Origin of the sequence: Enterovibrio coralii (assembly GCF_001559595.1) — a bacterium.
GTDB classification, from domain to species: domain Bacteria; phylum Pseudomonadota; class Gammaproteobacteria; order Enterobacterales; family Vibrionaceae; genus Enterovibrio; species Enterovibrio coralii.
Window position 1 is genome coordinate 505,108 of sequence record NZ_LNTY01000006.1, and the last position, 19,807, is coordinate 524,914.

Sequence of the window (19,807 nt, forward strand, 5' to 3'; positions counted from 1 at the left end):
TGAAAACGCGTTGGTGGCAATCTTACGCTGACGCAGTTTTCCAAACCTCTGGCAGAACAGAAATTACGCTCTCACCTACCGAGAACCACACTTGACCGTCTTCAATGGTTGATTGAATGTTCATGGTGCGGCTAGATGCTGCCGCAGCGGCATCCAATACTTCATCAACAATGTTAATGATGGTCAGGTTTTTGAACGGGTGGAGCTTGTTCAGCAAAGACGCTTTCCACGCTGCTGCTGCATGGTCACCATAAGTAAACAGCACCACTTCTTTCGATTGGCTGCATGCTTTCTTCAAGCGTTTTTCATCTGGCAGACCCAGCTCAACCCAAAGCTCGATTTCATCACTGTAGTTTTTGATCCACAGCTCAGGCTCAGAGTCTTCACAAAGGCCCTTAGTAAACTGCAAACGCTCGTCCGCATACATGGTCCAAGCCAGAATGCGCAACATCATGCGTTGTTCAGTTTCAGATGGGTGCTGCGCGAGCGTCACGTTTTGGTCGAGGTAAACATTGCGAGACATGTCTGCCACGTTGATGGACGCTTTGTACACCGTTGCTTTAAGTGCCATGGGTAACCCTAAAATTTAATGTTGTCGTTGATAAAGACCTGAGCAAAACCACTGTCATTGCAGAGACGCTCTTTATCTTTTTTGGCCAGACGCTTTATTTTCCATTCTAAGGACATCGCTTGTTGCTTTGTCCCTATCTCTTGCGTCCATGCCAACGAAAGCGGCTGTTTGCCTCTTAAATACTTTGCAGTTTTCGTACCATTCTTCTGGTGTTCGTCGAATCGACGCGCCACGTCTATTGTAACGCCGCAATATAATGCATTGTCATTGGTACGAATCAAATATACATGCCATTTGGCATCATCTTTTGGGTCTGATGGAGACTCAGACCCAACACAGGCGTCAGACAAGGCTTCCTTGTCTTGGATACTCATTACCGCTAGTTGCCAATCAATTCGTTGACCAGGGCTTTCAGCTCCGCCACTTCCGCTTCTAACGCTTCAACGCGCGCAGCTAAACCTGAATCTTCAACAGCATGAGAAACTGTTGGCTCGGCGACGACATCAAAATCCTCTGAACCAAACAAATGGGCATAACGACTTTCACGTTTACCCGGCTCACGTGGCAGTTGAGCAACGTGGCCTTTTTCAATCATCTTCGCCAGCACAGACTCCACTTCTCGCACATCGGCAAACTCACACAAACGGTTCGTGCGCGTGCGCAGTTCACCTGGCGTTTGCGGGCCGCGAAGTAACATGACACAGATAATGCCTTTTTCCTGCTCGCTAAATTGCAGCGAACCGAACTCGGTATTACAAAAACGATGCTGGTACTTGGTCACACGGCTACCAAAGCCCTCCACATCACTGATCATTCGCTTGCCTTTTAGCAGCTCAACCGTGTCCAACACTTCCGCTTCGGAAAGCGACAGCACCGGCTCGCGATTGCTTTTTTGGTTTGCCGCGGTCGTCAGGCTGTTCAGCGTCAACGGGTATTGTTCTGGAGTGGTGACTTCCTTCTCAAGCAAACATCCAATCACTCGAGCTTCATTCGGGGTTAATTCGATAGCCATAGTTAATACCTCAACTTAGATCGTTATAACGCGAGGTTATAGCAACCCAATCGAGTCTCAGCAATATCTCTTGTTAGGAATTGCCAGAAAGATGCTCACAATTGTCTAATCTTTCACCCATTTACCGAACGCAGGCATGCAAAGCTGTCGCAGACGTGTGATTTGGCCTCAACGAGTGAAATTTTTGTCACGCGGCTGACTTTATTTCAGATAGTATTCGAAGTGTTTAAATTTACATGCCTATATCACTAACCAAAGAGTGAAAGGAGAAGTAGTAAAATGGGAATGTTTAGCAAGAGCAAACCTTCTAACACCTCCATGTCTTTAGTCGCGAAACAGTGCCGCATCGTCGGTGACTTCGATCTAGAAGGCGACATCCAGTTTGATGGCCAAGGCGAAGGTTCTATCATCAACGCGCGTAATGTTGTTATCTCCTCTACTGGCCATTTTAAAGGCAGCATTCGAGCAGACCACGTTACCATCAACGGATTGGTTGAAGGCACTTGCGTTGCACGCGAAGTAGACATTCTGAGCAACGGCAAAATGAAAGGCCAAATCCAGAGTGAGCAACTCACTATCGCCAAAGGCGGTTGTTTGATGGGGGAAAACGTCATCAAAGAAGAGCCTGCTCTGAAAGTGGTAAACGAAAAGAACAAGAAAACAGAAACAAACGCAAAAGAAGACGACAAAGCGCAAGCGAGTGCATAACCCTCTTTAGTGCTTTAAACGTGGACAAATAGTAAAGGTAAGAACCTAATACTGTTGACTTCGCGCCCTAGCACTATAGGATGCGCAATGTTTTGCGTTATCAGGAATAAATAAGATGTCTGAACAACAAATCGAAGCTGTAAAGCTGGAAGATATGTCTGCTGAACTGCAGCAAGTTATTAAGTACGAGCAAGTGCCTGCTGAACTATTCACTATGCTGGCATCAGTACACGAAGCGTCTGAAGACGTCGTTCGTCAAACTTGGGATTCACTGCCAGCAAGTGCACAGAACATTCTGGACAACTTCGAGCAGTTCCACGCACTGGTTAGCCTAAGCCAAAGCTATGCTGGTTTGGATTTCATGCAAGAAACTCAAGACATGAAATTCGACGACCTGACTGAAGAGCAAACGGCTGACTACAAAGCGGGTCTGCTGGACAAACTTCTGCACAACTGCGTGAAAGACCTGGCGAAGCAACTGAAGCAAGCACGCCTGAAGCCAGCGATGAAGCGTGAGTTCCGCGAGATCTTCACTAAGTAACTGTTACTGCAGTTTCTGGTTGAAAAAAAGAGGCGACATAGTCGCCTCTTTTTTTATTCTGAATTTTTGGTTAAGCATCAGCGATAAACAATGAATCGTGATTGGATAAAAAATCAAAAGTTGACCGAATGCTTACACGTTCAAATCAAATCCTAAGTCGACGTCACAGCCCGCTTGACCACCCATGATTCCCCAGTTTTTAGGCTCAATCTCACGCAACAGAATTTTTATATGGTCTGCGGGAATGCAAGATGCGAAAGGTTGCCAACGATCCCTTTGTAGAGATTCCGTTTAGCGTCTATTGACCGCCCCGCAAAACAATCAATGCTGATGTGCGTATATAGCTCTGGAAAAGCCTTTTCAGGCGGACACTGAAATCGATGAGGTTCATGCACCAATAAGCGAACATTTCTGTCATGCGAGAAAATCTTAAAGTGCTCAACGAGCGCACTGAATACGGCATCGATAATTTTGACTTCGGTTTCTTGGCTGTATTGCTGTCGTACTTCAATGATCACGCTGGGCATAGGCACTCCTTGTTAATTGACGTCGCCGTAAGCAACCCAAAAACTTCAGGGATGACTCATACTAACCATTCAAAAGAACGAACTAAAAACGTCTTAGCGTCTTCTTTGACAATTTCACCGTGCGACATGACTAATCTATCTAGCTCCCACGCTAACAGACGATCCAAATGACGTCGAGCGTCATTCTTGCCAAACATAAAGCTCAAACGCCAGTCTAAAGGCATTTTTCCATTTGGTGCGAGGATCCCCACACCTTTTGCGACAACCCGTTGCCAATAGTTGAATTCTTTACCAGAGAAGTTTTCAACCAAATCGGCGACAATCAAGGTTCTAGACCCTTTATGGAAAAACACGCACTCTTCCATCAAAGGCGAACCAGAAAACAACTCTTGATCGATGTCAGAACCCCAAGCCCAATTGTGCGAATCATTCAAAGACCCCGTAAACACTAGGTCTCGACGTTTTTTAATGACTTCCTTGGTGCCATACAATTCAGCATCTGGATAAACTGAAATCCAGTCGGGTAAAAACAAGTGGTGAAGATGGTTGGGTGCAATCAGGTATTTGACCTGCCCTAAACGTTCAACTTGCTCTTGCAGTGTTTCAGATAAACTAATTGGACTGTGAATCCAAAGGTCACCATTTGACAGGCGAACGACCGTCATACGCGTTGAAAAAGGCAACCCCATAAACTGCACAGAGTGTCCTTCAAATAGCCAGATGTCTTCAGAAAGTTTTTCCATGCTTCACCAGTAAAAGGTGGTTAGAATTCCAAACTGATTGCTTTGTTGGTATTTATTTCAGGCTTGCTTGAATGATCAGCAATTCAATGTCGTTTTCCGAAGTGTTCACCAAGCTGTGGGTACCAAAGGGTTTATTGACTATCATGTCTCCGGCAGTCACTTGTCTTTCTTCACCCTCAATACTCATAGTACCCTCACCTTTCAAAATGATATACATTTCTTCATCATCTTCATGAGTATGTTCACCCATTGAGGTACCTGGTGGCATAACCACACGAATCGCGAAATCCCAAGCGCCTTTGAAATCTTTTCGCCTAAAAGCACGATAGATATCAATCACACCTTCGCCATCATGGCTTTTCTCGACGGCTTCTTTATCGCAAGTATAAAAGTTACGTATCATCTATTCTGAACTCCTTTTCTGAATAGTCTTTTGCATATTGGCTGAGTATTCTGATGATTGAATCACGGACGTATACAAAAGCTAACTTCTTGCAACACCCAAATTACAGCGTTTATTGAAAGAGCCTGTCACAAGTAAACGCTCGGTTTATCCTTTTCTACATTTAATTATTTCGCGAGAGATACGCTATTTACGTACAACCCAAACCAGTCTTGTTTACCACACACTACAATACTACTACCAACACTGACTTCAGCGTCTAGCAATCTACTTTCACTAAAATAAAACTCGATTTCTGTGCTTGCGTTTCTGATTGCTAACTCGTTTAAGTAAGGCATCTTTTTAACGTTATCACGTACACTAATAGCTTGACCCGTATAACAAACCTCATTACCAGTAAGATAAGTTAGCATTTTTGGTGCTTGGTAAATTGGTTGTAGCAGGATTGCAAACACCGGATATGCCATGATCCCACTAAAAAGTAAAACCTGCCATTTATTGAAGCCAAAGTCTTTATCCAACTCCTTAGTTTGTAGAACCCATAACTTTTCACGTCCAACCTTTCCAAAAACAATTAAAAACACGTAACTAACTGTAATCACTGGAAGGAATTGATAGACGATGAGGTCAAAATACTCTCTCGACATATCATAAGGTTGTATTGCTAATATGTACCCCACCAATAGGTATACTAAGACAAAAGCTATAACACTTTTATTATTCATTTGTAGCCCTATCGTGGAGATAATGGGTGCGTACGGAGCTATCCATTGAATTCACAATACTTTGAAAAGTTGTTGAATTGACAAAGCATCAGTTCACAGCCTTAATCTTAGAAAGCAACATACTCGACTACTTGTCAACGAAGTCCAACACACGCTCTAACGGCGCGAAATCTTTAATTTGCTGATGATGCTTAACTCTGTTACCAACTACGACAAGGTTGACGCCTAAAGTCTCACAGGCTTTCACATCCCATGCTGCATCACCAAAATAGGTAACAGGGACCAGCCCCGTTGAATCCGCTTGAAGACGGGCGGTATTCATAATTTCAATTCTGGAATGATGGTCGTTTGATGAAGCGAGAATTAGTCCGTCCGTTTCAAACCCTGCTGACTCAAGTTTAAGCTTCGCCGTTTCACCCCAGCCACCTGTGGCAACTGACACTAGATGTTCTTTGCTTTTACGTAGATATGAAACGAATTCTATTGCCCCACCCACTTCTAAGGCGGGTTCACTATCAATCGTTTTTTGAATGTTGCGGGTAAACACGGGCTTTACCGCTTTTTCTAACTCGCTCAGCGAGTAATGAGGAGCTTGTCTTGAAATGAAGGTTTTTAAAATGCCTCTGTCAGTGACATGAGGGTAGTTTTCCCAATCTGCTTTTAGCTCCAAACCAGTAACTTCTCTGACGGCGTCGATAAAGCATTTCTCATCGAACTCATATGACTGTATCAAGGTCCCATCAATATCTAACATCACATGATTCATAAGATTCCATTTACTCTACAACGTTATGATAACGGGCATAAGGACGCACTGAACGAGCCCAACCCTACGTATTCACGCCACTTTCTAAGTGCTTCGAGATTGCAAGGTGTCCCGCTCGTGACCTTGTTATCTATCTTTTATGACAATAGTTCTCGCTAACAAATCGCCCAAACGTCTTCTCTTTTTTCCCAAAATAAATGCTGAATCTATGAACCCAAGAGTAATACAAAGGAGGTTTCTAAAGAGCGATTGGACCAATGAGCAATATGCTCCTGTTTTTTTGTCAATAACTGAGATCTTAAAAATCCACTTCCCCAAACTTCTCCCCTTTGGTAATGAATCACTCAAAAGATAATAAGATACAGCAAAAGCTAGTGAATATATTCGAATGCTTTCTGTATCTAATTTAGCTTCACTTAAAACGTAAAAAACACCGATAAAAATCAGTCCACTGATTAGTGAATCTACCATTTGTGCTAAAAATCTATATCGAAGAGGTGCTATCGAAAAGTCTGGTGTTTCAAATGGACCCCCTTCTTGTTTCCCGGAAAGCTCCTCGGTAGAACCAGAAAAGCTTCCCAAGTTTGGCTCTTTTTTTTCCATAGCATACTTCCCTGTAGCTAACCACTTATTAGCGTGCAACTTACCTGTTTAGTCCGTGCTTTCAGGAAACTACCATATCGCTGTTTTAAATCAGAAGATAAGGTTTTTTAGTTGCGATCTAAATGGGAGAAATCGGACATGTTGTACTGAAAAGGCGCGATTATTTACTGTTTGCACATCACAGTTACTTTACTCAGTTCAAATACACAAAAATTCAAGTGCTCAGAGTTGCAGTGCCGCGCTTGGTTAGTACGAAAAACAGAAAAAAAATGAGGTGACATTGTCACCTCATTTTTAAATCATTTTGATTAGGTTCTGTAGAGCACTTTTACCACGTGCCAACCGAATTTGGTTTTAACCAGATGCGGTGTTAGGACTTCGCCTGTGAAGCACACTTTGTCGAACTGTGGCACCATTTGACCGCGGCGGAATTCACCCAAATCGCCGCCACGTTTGCCAGAAGGACAAGTTGAGTACTTCTTCGCAAGAGTTTGAAATTTTGCGCCTTTTTTCAGTTGCTGAATAATATCTTCAGCCTGATTTTGGTGTTTCACCAAGATGTGCAGCGCGTGTGCAGTGCTAGCCATGTTGCTACCTTCCTACTGCTGTGTTCAATAAGGCTGCCGATTATAGAGATTTCGTTGAAACCACGAAAGCCTATTTTCAGCTTATTCTGTCTCGCACTTTGGCGGCAGTTCAGCCAGTGGTAACCAATGCACTTCTACACCCGCTTGAGAGAACATATCTGCGCTGATTTTGATTTTCTCGCCCCAACGAGACAAGAAGTCTTCACTTTGCTCTGGGCAGTAAACCTGTGAAATGCCAGTTTGAATGATTTTCGCCGCACAGTTTGGGCAAGGGAAATGCGTTACCCAAATCTCACAGCCTTCCAAATCGCGCTTCGCAAACAAGATGGCATTCTCTTCTGCATGAAGGGTTTTTAACAACTTCATGTCGCGGTCATCGATATCTGCGCTGTCAGAAATACCGTGTGGGTAACCATTAAATCCAACCGACACGATGCGTTTACCTTTTGTAATTACCGCACCGACTTGTGTTGAAGGGTCTTTACTCCAAGAGCCTACCAGTTCTGCCATTTGATAAAAACGTACTGCCCACTTCGAGATCATCGTGTTTCCAATGTGTTACCCAATAAATACTTGTGACTATTTTGCAGAAGTGTGCACAAATGCTCAACAAAAAAAGAGAGCGGCAATTACCGCTCTCTTCTGTTTGGTCTCGATGATTTGCGCTTAGAACGCGCCGGCGTTCAGCCACAAGTGGCAGAGAATCGATGCCACGTAACCGATAAAGATAACCGGAGCCCATTTGAGGTGGCCAAAGAAGGTGTACATGCCTCTCGCCTGTCCCATCAGAGCCACACCAGCCGCGGAGCCCAGTGACAACAAGCTGCCGCCGACACCTGCCGTGAGTGTAACCAGAAGCCAGTTACCCAAAGACATATCAGGCTGCATGGTCAATACCGCAAACATCACAGGGATGTTATCCACCAGCGCGGAGAGAATACCCACGAGCGTGTTCGCCCAAATCGGGTCCCATTGCAGGTACATCACGTTCGAAACCGTGGATAGGTAACCAATCAGGCTTAAGCCACCCACACACATCACAACGCCGTAGAAGAACAGCAAGGTATCCCACTCGGCATGCGACACCCTTCTGAATACATCGAACGGTACCACGGAACCTAAACGCTTCAATGCCCCTTCATCATTCTTGGCCTGTGCTAACGCGCGTTTACGTGCCAGCGAGTTTGGCAGCGTCTTGCGCAGGAAGAAACCGAAGAACTGCAAGTAAGCCAAGCCCATCATCATGCCGATAACTGGCGGGAAGTGAACCAAACCGTGGAAACCTACAGCGGTCAAAATAGTGAACAGGAACAGCACCACGATGCGTCTTGCGCCCCTTTTCAGTTCCACGAACTCTTGCACAACATCTGGCTGCTCTTTAGGAATAAACAGTGCCATGATGAAAGCGGGAATCACGTAGTTCACCACTGAAGGTACAAACAATGCTCCGAATTGTGTGAACTCCACAATACCCGCCTGCCAAACCATCAGCGTTGTGATATCACCAAATGGACTAAATGCACCGCCTGCGTTGGCTGCAACAACGATGTTCACACAAGCAATGTTGACGAATCTCGGGTTGTTACCCCCAATTTTCATCACAACAGTGCACATCAATAAGGCCGTAGTCAGGTTGTCGGCGATAGGTGATATAAAGAAGGAAAGCCAACCCGTGATCCAAAACAGCTGACGAAGATCGTACCCTTTTCCGACGATCCACGCTTTCAAAGCATCAAAAAGACGCCTTTCTTCCATAGCGGAGATATAGGTCATCGCCACCAGCAGGAACAGCATCAACTCAGCGTATTCCAACAGGTTGTGTTCAATAGCGTATTGGGCGACTTCTATCTGACCCGCATTCGAGTAGACAAAACCAAGCATCAACCAAATGAGGCCTGCTGCTAGCAGAACAGGTTTAGATTTACGTAGGTGGATTTGCTCTTCCAACATGACGAGCGCATAAGCGGCTACGAAGATTATCAGAGAGATATAACCAACTGCGGAGTTGGTGAGGTCGAGGGGATTTCCTGCGCCTGCGGCCAATGCCGTTCCCGGCAACAGCAGCATAAGCGCCATTAGTAGCTTCATTCTTGCGCCTCCAAGCGAAATATATCCTTTGCGATGGGAAAAATCGCTCGGCATAAAATCGGCAATCAGAGGTGCCGGCATTTTCCCCAAAGCCTTCTCTCAATGAAGTTGTTATTTTTTAGAAGAGTCGCATCCGTCCTGATGCGTAAAAATGCAGAGAGAAGTAATTGGGCACATATGATAGATGCTGACTGAGAATATTACAGGCCTAACTTCTCGGTTTCTGGCATACCCCACAAACATCAACATTGATCCCGATATTTCCCTCATCAATCAGACTAAATGAGATAAGGATCTTTCATTTCAATGCGTAAAAGTGGTAGTGGCACATGAAACTTGTTACCCGCCTTTCTGAACAACAAAGGATTTACAGTGTAATTTGTTTTTCTGTTACCCATCGTAGATCAAACTTTCTTACAAAAAGACGATCTTTCGACTGTAAAGGCCTTGTGACAGATTATTCACTGCTTTATAACCTTAATTGTTACTATCAAAATCATTTTTTGTTAATCAGTCGGATAAACCTACTAGCGACAAGATATGGTTAGGATTAGTCTCCACACATAAAAGTGTTGTTTATTCATGAAGTTAACAGCATAAATGTTCAGTAAGTGCGTTATCAGGCAATACAGATACTCTTGTTTTACAACATTACTACCTGATTTAACGTCAATTTTTGGATATAACAATGGATTAACACGTGACATTCGGTCGGGTGTTTTTAGCCCAACGTCACTCATCAGGGAGAAAGCGATGAAAATTTCCAAACTAATCATGTCCGCATGCTGTGCTGCCACTCTTTTTACTGTGCCTTTTACTGCCAGCGCAGACACCGCAAAAGTAGCCGTTTCACAGATCGTTGAGCACCCTGCTCTCGATGCTACGCGCCAAGGTCTGGTCGATGGCTTGAAAAAACTCGGTTATGTTGAAGGTGAAAACCTCGACTTCTCTTATCAAACCGCGCAAGGCAACCCAGCGATTGCCGTCCAAATCGCGCGTCAGTATGTCGGTGAAAAGCCAGACGTACTGGTAGGTATCGCAACGCCATCTGCACAAGCACTCGTTGCGGCGACGAAATCTATCCCTGTTGTCTTTACGGCTGTTACTGACCCAGTCGGCGCAAAGCTCATTAAAAACATGGAGCAACCAAAAGCAAACGTAACAGGTCTGTCTGATTTGTCGCCTGTGGCTCAGCACGTTGCTCTGGCAAAAGAACTGCTGCCAAACATGAAATCTATCGGTGTGGTTTACAACCCAGGTGAAGCAAACGCGGTTGCGCTGGTAGAACTGCTTCGTGAAGCGGCTGACGCACAAGGCCTGAAAGTGGTTGAAGGTACAGCACTGAAAAGTGCAGATGTTCAATCAGCAGCGCAAATCGTTGCGTCTCAAGCAGATGCTATCTATGCGCCAACGGACAATACAGTAGCAAGTGCGATTGACGCACTGGTTGGTGCCTCTAACCAAGCTGGTAAGCCTGTTATCGGCGGTGCAACTTCTTACATTCCAAACGGTGCTGTTGCTGCGCTTGGCTTTGATTACTACCAAATCGGTGTTCAAACCGCAGATTATGTTGCTGCTTTGCTGAAAGGCGAAGAAGTTGCCAATCTGCCAGCGAAAGTCGCTGTAGGTTCTGATCTGGCAATCAACCAAAAAGCGGCGCAGAAGCTGGGTATCACAGTGCCTCAGTCGCTGCTTGATCGCGCAACAACCGTAGAAAAGTAATTCACTAGGAGTAGTACATGACCTCAATTGCCTTTTTTGGCACGCTGGAAGTAGGTCTGGTTTATGGCCTAGTGGCACTGGGTGTATATCTAACCTTCCGAGTTCTGGATTTTCCGGATCTGACTGTTGATGGCAGCTTCCCTATGGGAGCTGCTGTTGCAGCCACACTGATTGTGGCTGGCGTTGATCCTTGGATCTCGACCATTGCGGCCATTTTTGCTGGTGCAGCTTCTGGATTGATCACTGCCTTCCTTACCGTGAAGTGCGGCATTCTGAACCTGCTTTCCAGTATTTTGACCATGATTGCGGCGTTCTCTATTAACATCCGCATTATGGGTCGCCCAAACATTGCCCTTTTGGGTGAAGAAACCATTCTCACGCCATTTGAAAACATGGGTATAGACCCTGTTTACGCCCGCCCATTAGTGGTGTTTATTTTGGTGGTTCTCAGTGCGTGGTTTGTCGTTCGTCTACTTAACAGTGACTTTGGCTTAGGTCTGCGTGCAACAGGCGTTAACGCACGTATGGTGCGAGCACAAGGCGCAAGCACCGCGTTCTATACCTACTTTGGTTTGGCACTGTCTAACGGCTTCGTTGGATTCTCTGGCGCACTTTTCGCGCAAACTAACAGCTTTGCAGACGTCACATCAGGCGTAGGTACGATTGTGGTTGGTTTGGCCGCGGTTATTTTGGGCCAGACACTGATCCCCGGTCGTAAGGTATGGGTTGCCGTTGTTGCCGTTATTCTCGGCTCCGTGCTTTATCGTCTCGCCGTTGCCTTTGCACTTAGCTCCGGCATGTTCGGTCTTAAAGCGTCGGATCTGAACTTGGTCACTGCCCTGCTTGTGGCACTGGCTCTGGTCGCGCCGAAGGCAAGAGAGCAATACCAGAAGAAGAAAAAGATGAAAGAAGCTGGGGTGGCGAAATGATTGAATTGAAAGACATTGAAGTCACCTTTAATCCAGGAACCGTGCTTGAGAACCGCGCACTGCGCAAAGTCTCATTGACTGTTCCTGAACATCAGTTTCTGACAGTAATAGGTTCAAACGGCGCGGGTAAATCTACCCTGCTTGGCGCGATCAGTGGCGAAACACCAATGATTGGCGGCAAGGTCGTGATTGATGATATCGACGTCACACGCCAACCGGTTCATCAACGTGCGAAACTTGCAGCCCGCGTATTCCAAGACCCACTTGCGGGTACATGTGCAACGCTCACCATAGAAGAGAACCTCGCCCTTGCTTTCAAACGTGGTGGCATTCGTGGTTGGAGCTTAGCTACGTCAAACAAGCGTCGTGAAACCTTCAGAGAACGCATTTCTATTCTGGGGTTAGGGCTTGAAGATCGTTTGGGTGACAGCATCGGCCTGCTTTCAGGTGGTCAACGTCAAGCGGTGAGCTTGGTCATGGCGACGCTTTCCGACAGCAAACTTTTACTGCTCGATGAGCACACGGCTGCACTTGACCCACGTATGGCAGCGTTCGTGATAGACCTGACTAAAAAGGTCATCACCGAGTTTGGCCTCACTGCGTTGATGGTGACCCACTCGATGAAAGATGCGCTAGCGTGTGGTGATCGCACTGTGATGTTGCACCAAGGCCAAATCGTATTGGATGTGAAAGGTGAAGAGCGCGCCAACATGGACGTTCCTCACCTGCTTGAAATGTTCAGCAAGGTTCGTGGCGAAGAGCTTGCAGACGACAGTTTGCTGCTTAGCTAAACCGAGGGTGATTGAATCTTATTGACGAAACAGAGAGCGACTTGGGTCGCTCTCTTCATTTTATTAGGATGTAGTAAACACCTTATTTGGATGTAGTAAACACCAAGGAAAAAACCTGAAAAGAGAGGGAATCAAATGATATCGATGGAGTTTCTTATCACTTCGCTTGTCGTTGTCCTTATCCCAGGCACAGGCGTGTTGTACACGATTTCGACAGGATTGTTTGTTGGATCGCGAGCCAGTATTTGGGCATCAATGGGATGCACAGTGGGCATCGTGCCATCAATGATCGCAAGTATCACTGGCCTTGCGATTCTAATCCACACCAGTGCCATCGCTTTTCAGTTCATCAAATATCTTGGTGTGATTTACCTTCTGTACATGGCTTGGTCGATGTGGAAAAACAGCGGCGGGTTGGCGGTTAAAAAAGAACAAAGTAGCCACACTATGATGGGAATCGCGGTGCGTGGTTGCCTGATCAATGTATTAAACCCTAAGTTGACCTTGTTCTTTATGGCCTTCTTACCTCAGTTCATTCCAAGCAGTCTCATTAACCCGACACCTATGATGCTGGCGCTTGGCAGCATTTTCATGGCCATGACCTTCGTCGTGTTTGTCGGTTATGGATTGCTGTCTGCCACGGTGAGGGATTATGTGCTGAATTCAGAACGTGTCACGACCATGCTGCAACGCGCATTTGCGGGCAGTTTTGCGCTGCTTGGATTGAAGCTCGCCCTGTCCGAAAGACAATAGCATTTCGACACGCGTTCAGATGCAAAAAGCCCCGCGTTGACGGGGCTTTCTTCGTTTCTAGGCCTGTAAAAGTAAAGCCGTTAGAAACGTTTGAGTAATCGACCCATAAGTGACGGGTGATAATCCCAGACATGGTCAAACATCTGCATCAGGGCTGGGTTTCCGTACTTAGACAGGTTCAGCGCATGGAATCGATTGTGCTGCGCTTTCAGCTTCTCCACTTTTTCCTGAACGTCCTTTTCCTGCTCTGGCGCGATAAAGTCTGAGATCACCACCAAGTCTGCGTTACGGTATTTGTCTGTCCCCATCAAATTGATGGAATGCGTCAGCACAGGAGCCAAATCCGTACCACCGTGGAAAGAATATGACAGGAAGTTCAACGCCTCTTTCAGCCCATCTTCGCCAGTTAATTCATAACTGATATGGTCGGTGGAGAAAATCATCACAGTACATTCCCGCTCTTCACGCACCGCAATTTGCATGAGCGCGTAAGCCATGGCTTTGGCGCACTGTTCTGGGTAGCCACTCATGGAACCAGACGCATCGACACAAATCAGAAATGGTCCTTTCTCCACTTCTACTTTCTTGCTCTCCGGCTTGAAGGATTTCACCTTACGTAAAGTACGTTGCATGCCTTGCATGCGATACGTCAGCAAGCGTTTATCGGCGAAATGCTTGTAGAACAAAATTTCCAGCGAAGGCTCAGCAAGGTAGATCGTTTCATTTGGAACAAGCTTTTCCAAATGGTCACTTTGATGGATTCCGACAATATCGTCCGCGACGTTGTCCGCAGGCTCTTCCACCAGCTTCAACTCTTCTGATGGCGAGCGTTGCAGCGACGGATCATCCACATCATTCGCCATTCGTCCGAGCTTTTGCGCAATGTCTTGGAGGTCTTGATTGTCTTTTAGAAAAGCAACGAACTGCTTGAGAAGGTCCACGTCTGTTTGTGTTACTTTGGCTGCGGCCAAATCCCACAACCTACCGACTTTTTCGACCTTCCCTTCTTCTTGCACATCTTCCAGCGTTTTGTAGGTTTCAATGCGCTGATAGAGCTCTTTCAGAAGCTTGTCTTTGTGCGCTTCCAACTCTTTCTTTTGAGCGTCTTTGATAGAGCTGGCGAGGTGTTCATACCATTTATTGCAGAAATAGGCTTGGAACATCGGTGTTTCTTGCGCGATGTTTTTCTCTAGCAAACGGCGCGCTTCTAAATAGAATACTGACTTCCCTTCAAGCTGTTTGATCATCCCTTTTGCGCTATCCAGAAACGTCTCTTGGGACATTTGCACCGCTTCTTGGTACAGCTTGAGTTCTTGCTTCAAATCGTCAGTGATACAGTCATTGCTTAAACGACGCTTGACCGAATGACGCCACTTTCTGATATGGCGTCTAACCGCCGTTTGCGCACTCGGGCTGGACTCTGTGAGAACCAGCAGTTGTGGTTTTGCCATTACTTCTGTCACGGCATGCTCCAGCATGCCGGTCTCAGCTAACATCATTCCGAGATGTAGGGATTCTGGACTCACCATAACATCTCCTTATTGAAAGTATTCTGGCAGCATGCGGACACGGAAAGCGTTCTTCTCAAACTTGGTTGTTTGGCGCTGAAGTGTTTCTTCAGCATCCGTAATGCTGGTCGCTAAGAGTTCAAGCAACTCTGAATTGGCAAAGTGATGTGGCAATGCTGCATTTAGCTGCGTGCGTGCCAATCGGATCAGATGCTTTGATTCGTCGATCTTTTTGATCGCCGCTTCGTTGCGCTCCTGCCATTGGGTAAACGCCTCGGCGTCATTGTCATCAACACCCGCTATCGCAACAGGAACAGGACGGTTGGCAATGTCTTTGATCAGCAAACGTCTGTCACTGTCTACATCAAATTTTAGTACACAGAGATTTTCGTTCTTGTTTACGTAGCCATAAACATCGCAAGGGGCTGTTTTGATTTTCTTTTCAAACTCCGCGGCATCCACGTAAACCCAGCGACTATCACCTTTTTCTTTCTCGGAAACAGAGGGATTTGCTTCGAGCATGACCAGTTTGATGAGGTTCTTCGACATGTTCACGCTGTAGCGACGCGCGTTGCTTAAATCCACGAAGTATTTCTCTTTGCGCATCGACACTTCGGTGTCCATGGTGCGGCCAAGAGAACCATTGATTTCTTCAGCTAGATCTTTAATGTCTTCGCCGCCTTCAGCAGCAACCGCCAACGCTTCTTGTTGGTTAAAACAAATCTCTTGGGCAAAGCGACGCATAATAGCGTTAACCACTTCACGCGATTCAGGGCTATGCCACAGACACTCTTGAAGGAGCAGCAAATCAACAGGGTTGACTTCATTGCGGCCATTAAAGAAAGCACTCGCTTTCAGCAAACGAACGGCTTTTTTCCAACGACGGTCGGAGACATACAATTCTTCTGACGGGAACGAATGACCACCGTTTTCGGCTTCTGCTTCGAGCAACATTTTCAGCGCGTAGATTTTCTCGAAGACGGAATCTGTCAGAGCAACCTGATCAATTTGATGCTGCCAACGTTCATATTCTGCCGATTTGATTGTGATGGAAGCGTCCATTTCAAATTCAGGTTCCACAGCATCGCCAACCAACAAACGCTTGAAGTTGGTCTTCTCTTGAATGCGGTTAACGAAAATGCGCACCAGCATGCGATCATATAGCGCATCCAAGCCACTGTCTGGCTCGGGCAATTCGTTGGACGCCGTGACCAACAATCGCATAGGAACAGGCAACACTTCACTGCCATTGCGGAATACACGCTCATTTACGACGGTCAAAAGGGTGTTGAGAATTGCAGGACCCGCTTTCCAGATTTCATCGAGGAAAACGACGTCTGCGGTAGGGAGGTAACCGTCAGTCAGTCGAACATATTTACCGTTGTCTTTTAATTCTTGAATCGATAACGGTCCAAATACTTCTTCAGGCGTGGAGAAGCGGGTCATTAAATATTCAAAGAAGTGGCTGTCATCAAATGCTTTGATTAAACGTTTCGCGATATAGCTTTTCGCAATGCCAGGTGGCCCCAGCAGGAAAACACTCTCACCACTCAACGCAGCCAGCAAGCAAAGACGAATGGTATTTTCCCGTTCATAGACACCGTTTGATAATGCGTGAACAAGTTTCTGAATGCGTTCGGGAAGTAATACGTTGTTCGTCGACATAGCAATTTTATTTGTCACGCTGCGCTCCATTTGCTTTATCAACAACATGATTTAATGTCATATCACATTGTTAATAAATTGTAACCATTAATATCTTCTTACATACTGTATAACATCCCAAGTTTGACCGACTCCACCATTCAACCTTAGTTTTCAAAAATGTAGAGTGATTTCGATACCCTATTCCCCTCTCAAGATTTTCCGCTAAGTCATTAAAATCACTATCACATTAGTGTCATATTACAGTCATAAAATTTCCCAGCTTTTTGGCACCTCATAATAAGTATGGAGAAAATATGTTGTTTCGCTTAATTGCGCTGGCACTCAGTTTTGCTGTTCCTTTCGCCAACGCTGCTTCTGAAGAAAGATTGACGCTTTCTGGCTCTACATCAGTCACTTATTTAATCGATGTTCTGTCTGAGCATTATGAAAAAGAAACCGGCGATATTGTTGAAGTTCAGGGGACGGGATCGTCAGCGGGTATTCTTGCTGTAACCAAAGGTATTTCTGAGTTGGGGATGAGTTCTCGCTACCTGAAGAGCACCGAAATCATGCCTGACCTTGAAACCCACGTTATCGCTTACGATGGCCTGACTCTGGTTGTTCACCCAGAAAACCCAGTGAAATCCCTAACATCTGAGCAAATCGCCAAGATCTACCGCGGTAACATCACTAACTGGAATCAAGTGGGTGGTGATGACAGAGAAATCGCGGTGGTGTCACGCGAACTGGCGTCTGGTTCACGTTATTCTTTTGAAACTTTCATGGGTTTAACCCGCGTTTACAAAGGCGAACAAGTGTCTGACGTCAGCCCTTCACTGCTTGTCGTTAACGCAAACAGCATGGTGAAAACGTTGGTTTCCAACAACATTCATGCCGTAGGTATATTTCAGCCGGTTCGATTGAACCGACAGTGAAATCAGTCGCGGTAGACGGCGTTTCTTATAGCTTGGCAAACATGGAAGATGGCACCTACAAGCTGTCTCGCCCATTCCTGCTTTTGCACAAGAAAGGCGAACTGTCTGAAACAAGCCAAGAGTTTTTGGATTATGTGCTTAGCCCGAAATCGCAAAAGCTAACGGGCAAAATGGGATTCATCCCTGCGATTCAATAAGCCACAAAAAAAGCCTTCTTTCGAGAAGGCTTTTTCTATTTAGTGCTGTCGCGCTAACGCGAGTTACTCACCTTGGACAATGGGCAGATCGTGGTCGCCGCCCCATTCTGTCCATGAACCATCATAAACCGTTACAGGCTTATTCAAAGCTTGCTCACTTGCCAGCGCGATAATGCATGCCGTCACACCAGAACCGCATGAAGCAACATTGCGTTTGTCATCATCAATTGCATCCTCAATCAATTCTGCCAACACGCCTTCTGCTTTGAACTTGCCCTCTTCCAACAAACTCGCAAACGGTAAGTTAACCGCATTTGGCATATGCCCACTTCTTACACCCGGGCGAGGTTCTGGCACCGACCCTAAAAAACGTTCGTGCGGACGCACATCAATCGCGTTAACAGAGCCATTGGTCAAGCCATCGAGCAAAGCATGCTTGTCGATAACACGTGATGCATCAAACGTCGCCACATACGTTGATGGTGCAATAGCCGAAGGGGCAGAGGTGTCGATCGCACCGCCTGCGTTTTCCCAAGCAGGTAATCCACCATCGAGTACAGCAACATTTTCATGTCCCATCACTTTAAACATCCACCAAACGCGTGGCGCAGAGAAAATGCCCGCACTGTCATAGACAACAATATCGTCGTCGTTATTGATACCCAGAAGGCTGACTTCTTCAGCGAAGAAAGCTGCAGTTGGCAGCATGTGTGGCAGAGATGAGGAATGATCACAGATGCGCTTGTCGTAATCGAAATAGACTGAGCTCGGAATACGTTTTTGTTTCCACTCTTCAAATCCATCTCGTGGGGTACCCGGCATAAACCAACTGGCGTCCACCAGCTTCAAAGAAGGCGCATTCAGATTGCTTTTCAGCCAATCAACCGATACCAGCGGCTTATTTATTAGTTTCAAGTCACTCTCCTTAACAACGACTATCGCCACACCACACCGAATGGTTTAGCATGTGCTCCATTAACGATGAAAATCACCCATTTAGCAATAAAAACAGCCTGTTTTTTCTCCTAAGGATCTTATGTTTACTCGCAGTTTTCTCGGAGCCGCCATTCTTGCGTCTCTGGTCAGCCTTCCTCTTCAAGCGGCAACGGTTTCCTTGTCAGTAGACAATGATGGGATATTGGGTACAGACCGTGAATATACCAGTGGTTTATTCCTGCGCTGGTCTTCAGACCCAAGCACAATTGGATACAGTGTAGAAATTGGCAATCAGATGTGGACACCGTCTGATATTGAAGTTGCTACCCCACAGACAAATGAGCGCGCGTATGCTGGTTTGCTTTACCTCCAAGGCCGCACGTATCACCAAAACGACACCAATGCTTACAAAGCGGGTTTGATGCTCGGTACTGTTGGTCCAAGCTCAAATTCTGAAGAAGCTCAGGATATCGTACACACAATCGTAGGCTCACCGGATCCTCAAGGTTGGGACTATCAGATTTATGATGAGTTCGTGTACCAACTGAGCCTTGAAGCGCACCAACTGGTTTCTCGCTCTTCTTTGGGTGAATTCAGTGTTTATGGTCGTGGTCAGGCAGGTAACTTCCAAAGTGAAGCAGCTGCAGGCATGACGTACCGTTATGGTTTGGATCTTGGCAGCACACTAGGCTCAACCACCGTTATTCCAGGCAATAACGTTGACGTCAGTATGCTAAGCCACAGCACGCAAGGCATGTTCTTCTACACCACGCTAGAAGCAAGATACCGTTTTGATGACATCACCATCGAAGGTGACAAACCAGCGGCGAACGCAACGACGACAGTAGAGAATACGCAAGGCGCAATTTCAACAGGCTTGGCATGGTACAACCAAAACTGGGGTGCCACCTTGTCTGTGACGATGGAGTCAAAGCAATTTGAGCAATCAAAACGCGACCATCACAGCTTTGGTAACGTGACCGTATTCTACCGTTACTGATTTGAGTCTCTCATGCCGGATGCCCTGTCCGGCATACTTTTCCCTTATCTTTTCCCAACAAGCTTTACTTAAGTATTCACCCTTAATAATCCGCAAAAAAACCACAACTTTGTGC

Annotated in this window: 24 protein-coding genes; 9 read left to right on the forward strand and 15 right to left on the reverse strand. The window is 46.1% G+C overall.

Annotation, left to right across the window (positions count from 1 at the left end; genetic code table 11):
• Positions 1–22: 22 nt before the first annotated feature.
• From ATN88_RS03060 to ATN88_RS03070, 3 genes are read right to left on the reverse strand one after another with little or no spacing between them, the layout of a single operon-like run.
• A complete protein-coding gene (locus ATN88_RS03060; protein ID WP_067411276.1) occupies positions 23–571 on the reverse strand; it encodes a YaeQ family protein in 549 nt (182 codons plus the stop codon).
• An 8-nt stretch (positions 572–579) separates the two neighbouring features.
• Positions 580–945, reverse strand: coding sequence for a GIY-YIG nuclease family protein (locus ATN88_RS03065; RefSeq protein WP_083539403.1), 366 nt, complete (start codon positions 943–945; stop codon positions 580–582).
• A gap of 5 nt (positions 946–950) precedes the next feature.
• A complete protein-coding gene (locus ATN88_RS03070; protein WP_067411280.1) occupies positions 951–1,583 on the reverse strand; it encodes a YceH family protein in 633 nt (210 codons plus the stop codon).
• Between the two features lie 279 nt (positions 1,584–1,862).
• Between ATN88_RS03070 and ATN88_RS03075 the strand changes: the two genes are divergently transcribed.
• Both ATN88_RS03075 and ATN88_RS03080 read left to right on the forward strand, forming a co-directional pair.
• The gene (locus ATN88_RS03075; RefSeq protein ID WP_067411284.1) at positions 1,863–2,291 is read left to right on the forward strand and encodes a bactofilin family protein; all 429 of its coding nucleotides are present in this window, start codon (positions 1,863–1,865) and stop codon (positions 2,289–2,291) included.
• A gap of 115 nt (positions 2,292–2,406) precedes the next feature.
• Positions 2,407–2,832: a DUF3069 domain-containing protein gene (locus tag ATN88_RS03080; RefSeq protein ID WP_408607691.1), complete on the forward strand. Its 426-nt coding sequence runs from the start codon at positions 2,407–2,409 to the stop codon at positions 2,830–2,832.
• Between the two features lie 227 nt (positions 2,833–3,059).
• Here ATN88_RS03080 and ATN88_RS03085 read toward each other — a convergent pair whose 3' ends face one another.
• The 9 genes from ATN88_RS03085 to nhaD form a co-directional block, all read right to left on the reverse strand.
• Positions 3,060–3,359 carry a tautomerase family protein gene (locus ATN88_RS03085; protein WP_198158311.1) on the reverse strand — a complete coding sequence of 100 codons (300 nt, stop codon included), beginning with the start codon at positions 3,357–3,359 and terminating at the stop codon, positions 3,060–3,062.
• 56 nt (positions 3,360–3,415) lie between these two features.
• Complete coding sequence (locus ATN88_RS03090; RefSeq protein WP_067411291.1) at positions 3,416–4,102, reverse strand: DUF4336 domain-containing protein; 687 nt, start codon at positions 4,100–4,102, stop codon at positions 3,416–3,418.
• Between the two features lie 52 nt (positions 4,103–4,154).
• Entirely contained in the window at positions 4,155–4,505 is a 351-nt protein-coding gene (locus ATN88_RS03095) for a cupin domain-containing protein (RefSeq protein ID WP_067411294.1), read from the reverse strand.
• A gap of 167 nt (positions 4,506–4,672) precedes the next feature.
• The gene (locus tag ATN88_RS03100; protein ID WP_067411299.1) at positions 4,673–5,230 is read right to left on the reverse strand and encodes a hypothetical protein; all 558 of its coding nucleotides are present in this window, start codon (positions 5,228–5,230) and stop codon (positions 4,673–4,675) included.
• A 127-nt stretch (positions 5,231–5,357) separates the two neighbouring features.
• Positions 5,358–5,996, reverse strand: a complete 639-nt coding sequence (locus ATN88_RS03105; protein WP_067411303.1) for an HAD family hydrolase — start codon at positions 5,994–5,996, stop codon at positions 5,358–5,360.
• 126 nt (positions 5,997–6,122) lie between these two features.
• Positions 6,123–6,599: an RDD family protein gene (locus ATN88_RS03110; RefSeq protein ID WP_083539404.1), complete on the reverse strand. Its 477-nt coding sequence runs from the start codon at positions 6,597–6,599 to the stop codon at positions 6,123–6,125.
• Positions 6,600–6,907: 308 nt separating this feature from the next.
• Complete coding sequence (gene ppiC / locus ATN88_RS03115) at positions 6,908–7,186, reverse strand: peptidylprolyl isomerase PpiC (protein WP_067411308.1); 279 nt, start codon at positions 7,184–7,186, stop codon at positions 6,908–6,910.
• Positions 7,187–7,267: 81 nt separating this feature from the next.
• On the reverse strand, positions 7,268–7,729 hold the full coding sequence (locus tag ATN88_RS03120) for a dCMP deaminase family protein (RefSeq protein ID WP_067411311.1): 462 nt from the start codon (positions 7,727–7,729) through the stop codon (positions 7,268–7,270).
• Positions 7,730–7,852: 123 nt separating this feature from the next.
• Positions 7,853–9,274, reverse strand: coding sequence for a sodium:proton antiporter NhaD (nhaD, locus tag ATN88_RS03125; RefSeq protein WP_067411314.1), 1,422 nt, complete (start codon positions 9,272–9,274; stop codon positions 7,853–7,855).
• Between the two features lie 753 nt (positions 9,275–10,027).
• Here nhaD and ATN88_RS03130 point away from each other — a divergent pair.
• From ATN88_RS03130 to ATN88_RS03145, 4 genes are all read left to right on the forward strand, one after another.
• The gene (locus ATN88_RS03130; RefSeq protein WP_067411317.1) at positions 10,028–10,996 is read left to right on the forward strand and encodes an ABC transporter substrate-binding protein; all 969 of its coding nucleotides are present in this window, start codon (positions 10,028–10,030) and stop codon (positions 10,994–10,996) included.
• 17 nt (positions 10,997–11,013) lie between these two features.
• Positions 11,014–11,925, forward strand: a complete 912-nt coding sequence (locus tag ATN88_RS03135) for an ABC transporter permease (protein WP_067411321.1) — start codon at positions 11,014–11,016, stop codon at positions 11,923–11,925.
• Positions 11,922–12,716, forward strand: a complete 795-nt coding sequence (locus tag ATN88_RS03140) for an ABC transporter ATP-binding protein (protein ID WP_067411324.1) — start codon at positions 11,922–11,924, stop codon at positions 12,714–12,716. The genes ATN88_RS03135 and ATN88_RS03140 overlap by 4 nt, the downstream gene beginning before the upstream one ends.
• Before the next feature lie 135 nt (positions 12,717–12,851).
• The gene (locus ATN88_RS03145) at positions 12,852–13,469 is read left to right on the forward strand and encodes a LysE family translocator (RefSeq protein WP_067411327.1); all 618 of its coding nucleotides are present in this window, start codon (positions 12,852–12,854) and stop codon (positions 13,467–13,469) included.
• Positions 13,470–13,549: 80 nt separating this feature from the next.
• Here the strand turns inward: ATN88_RS03145 and viaA are convergent, their stop codons facing one another.
• Positions 13,550–14,998, reverse strand: coding sequence for an ATPase RavA stimulator ViaA (gene viaA, locus ATN88_RS03150; protein ID WP_067411332.1), 1,449 nt, complete (start codon positions 14,996–14,998; stop codon positions 13,550–13,552).
• Positions 14,999–15,007: 9 nt separating this feature from the next.
• Entirely contained in the window at positions 15,008–16,642 is a 1,635-nt protein-coding gene (locus ATN88_RS03155; protein ID WP_198158322.1) for an AAA family ATPase, read from the reverse strand.
• Positions 16,643–16,938: 296 nt separating this feature from the next.
• Here ATN88_RS03155 and ATN88_RS03160 point away from each other — a divergent pair, with 296 nt between their 5' ends.
• Complete coding sequence (locus ATN88_RS03160; RefSeq protein WP_067411338.1) at positions 16,939–17,559, forward strand: substrate-binding domain-containing protein; 621 nt, start codon at positions 16,939–16,941, stop codon at positions 17,557–17,559.
• Positions 17,556–17,756 carry a type 2 periplasmic-binding domain-containing protein gene (locus ATN88_RS26625; protein WP_067411342.1) on the forward strand — a complete coding sequence of 67 codons (201 nt, stop codon included), beginning with the start codon at positions 17,556–17,558 and terminating at the stop codon, positions 17,754–17,756. Before ATN88_RS03160 ends, ATN88_RS26625 begins: the two co-directional genes overlap by 4 nt.
• A 63-nt stretch (positions 17,757–17,819) precedes the next feature.
• Here ATN88_RS26625 and ATN88_RS03170 read toward each other — a convergent pair whose 3' ends face one another.
• The gene (locus ATN88_RS03170) at positions 17,820–18,671 is read right to left on the reverse strand and encodes a sulfurtransferase (RefSeq protein WP_232312711.1); all 852 of its coding nucleotides are present in this window, start codon (positions 18,669–18,671) and stop codon (positions 17,820–17,822) included.
• 121 nt (positions 18,672–18,792) lie between these two features.
• On the opposite strand from ATN88_RS03170, the gene ATN88_RS03175 reads away from it, so the two are divergent.
• A complete protein-coding gene (locus ATN88_RS03175) occupies positions 18,793–19,692 on the forward strand; it encodes a lipid A deacylase LpxR family protein (protein WP_067411346.1) in 900 nt (299 codons plus the stop codon).
• The last annotated feature ends 115 nt before the right edge of the window (positions 19,693–19,807 follow it).

Bases quoted from the DNA above. Each gene is read 5' to 3' on its own strand.
- ATN88_RS03060 (WP_067411276.1), bottom strand. From the start codon at position 571: ATGGCACTTAAAGCAACGGTGTACAAAGCGTCCATCAACGTGGCAGAC.
- ATN88_RS03065 (WP_083539403.1), bottom strand. From the start codon at position 945: ATGAGTATCCAAGACAAGGAAGCCTTGTCTGACGCCTGTGTTGGGTCT.
- ATN88_RS03070 (WP_067411280.1), bottom strand. From the start codon at position 1,583: ATGGCTATCGAATTAACCCCGAATGAAGCTCGAGTGATTGGATGTTTG.
- ATN88_RS03075 (WP_067411284.1), top strand. From the start codon at position 1,863: ATGGGAATGTTTAGCAAGAGCAAACCTTCTAACACCTCCATGTCTTTA.
- ATN88_RS03080 (WP_408607691.1), top strand. From the start codon at position 2,407: ATGTCTGAACAACAAATCGAAGCTGTAAAGCTGGAAGATATGTCTGCT.
- ATN88_RS03085 (WP_198158311.1), bottom strand. From the start codon at position 3,359: ATGCCCAGCGTGATCATTGAAGTACGACAGCAATACAGCCAAGAAACC.
- ATN88_RS03090 (WP_067411291.1), bottom strand. From the start codon at position 4,102: ATGGAAAAACTTTCTGAAGACATCTGGCTATTTGAAGGACACTCTGTG.
- ATN88_RS03095 (WP_067411294.1), bottom strand. From the start codon at position 4,505: ATGATACGTAACTTTTATACTTGCGATAAAGAAGCCGTCGAGAAAAGC.
- ATN88_RS03100 (WP_067411299.1), bottom strand. From the start codon at position 5,230: ATGAATAATAAAAGTGTTATAGCTTTTGTCTTAGTATACCTATTGGTG.
- ATN88_RS03105 (WP_067411303.1), bottom strand. From the start codon at position 5,996: ATGAATCATGTGATGTTAGATATTGATGGGACCTTGATACAGTCATAT.
- ATN88_RS03110 (WP_083539404.1), bottom strand. From the start codon at position 6,599: ATGGAAAAAAAAGAGCCAAACTTGGGAAGCTTTTCTGGTTCTACCGAG.
- ppiC (WP_067411308.1), bottom strand. From the start codon at position 7,186: ATGGCTAGCACTGCACACGCGCTGCACATCTTGGTGAAACACCAAAAT.
- ATN88_RS03120 (WP_067411311.1), bottom strand. From the start codon at position 7,729: ATGATCTCGAAGTGGGCAGTACGTTTTTATCAAATGGCAGAACTGGTA.
- nhaD (WP_067411314.1), bottom strand. From the start codon at position 9,274: ATGAAGCTACTAATGGCGCTTATGCTGCTGTTGCCGGGAACGGCATTG.
- ATN88_RS03130 (WP_067411317.1), top strand. From the start codon at position 10,028: ATGAAAATTTCCAAACTAATCATGTCCGCATGCTGTGCTGCCACTCTT.
- ATN88_RS03135 (WP_067411321.1), top strand. From the start codon at position 11,014: ATGACCTCAATTGCCTTTTTTGGCACGCTGGAAGTAGGTCTGGTTTAT.
- ATN88_RS03140 (WP_067411324.1), top strand. From the start codon at position 11,922: ATGATTGAATTGAAAGACATTGAAGTCACCTTTAATCCAGGAACCGTG.
- ATN88_RS03145 (WP_067411327.1), top strand. From the start codon at position 12,852: ATGATATCGATGGAGTTTCTTATCACTTCGCTTGTCGTTGTCCTTATC.
- viaA (WP_067411332.1), bottom strand. From the start codon at position 14,998: ATGGTGAGTCCAGAATCCCTACATCTCGGAATGATGTTAGCTGAGACC.
- ATN88_RS03155 (WP_198158322.1), bottom strand. From the start codon at position 16,642: ATGTCGACGAACAACGTATTACTTCCCGAACGCATTCAGAAACTTGTT.
- ATN88_RS03160 (WP_067411338.1), top strand. From the start codon at position 16,939: ATGTTGTTTCGCTTAATTGCGCTGGCACTCAGTTTTGCTGTTCCTTTC.
- ATN88_RS03175 (WP_067411346.1), top strand. From the start codon at position 18,793: ATGTTTACTCGCAGTTTTCTCGGAGCCGCCATTCTTGCGTCTCTGGTC.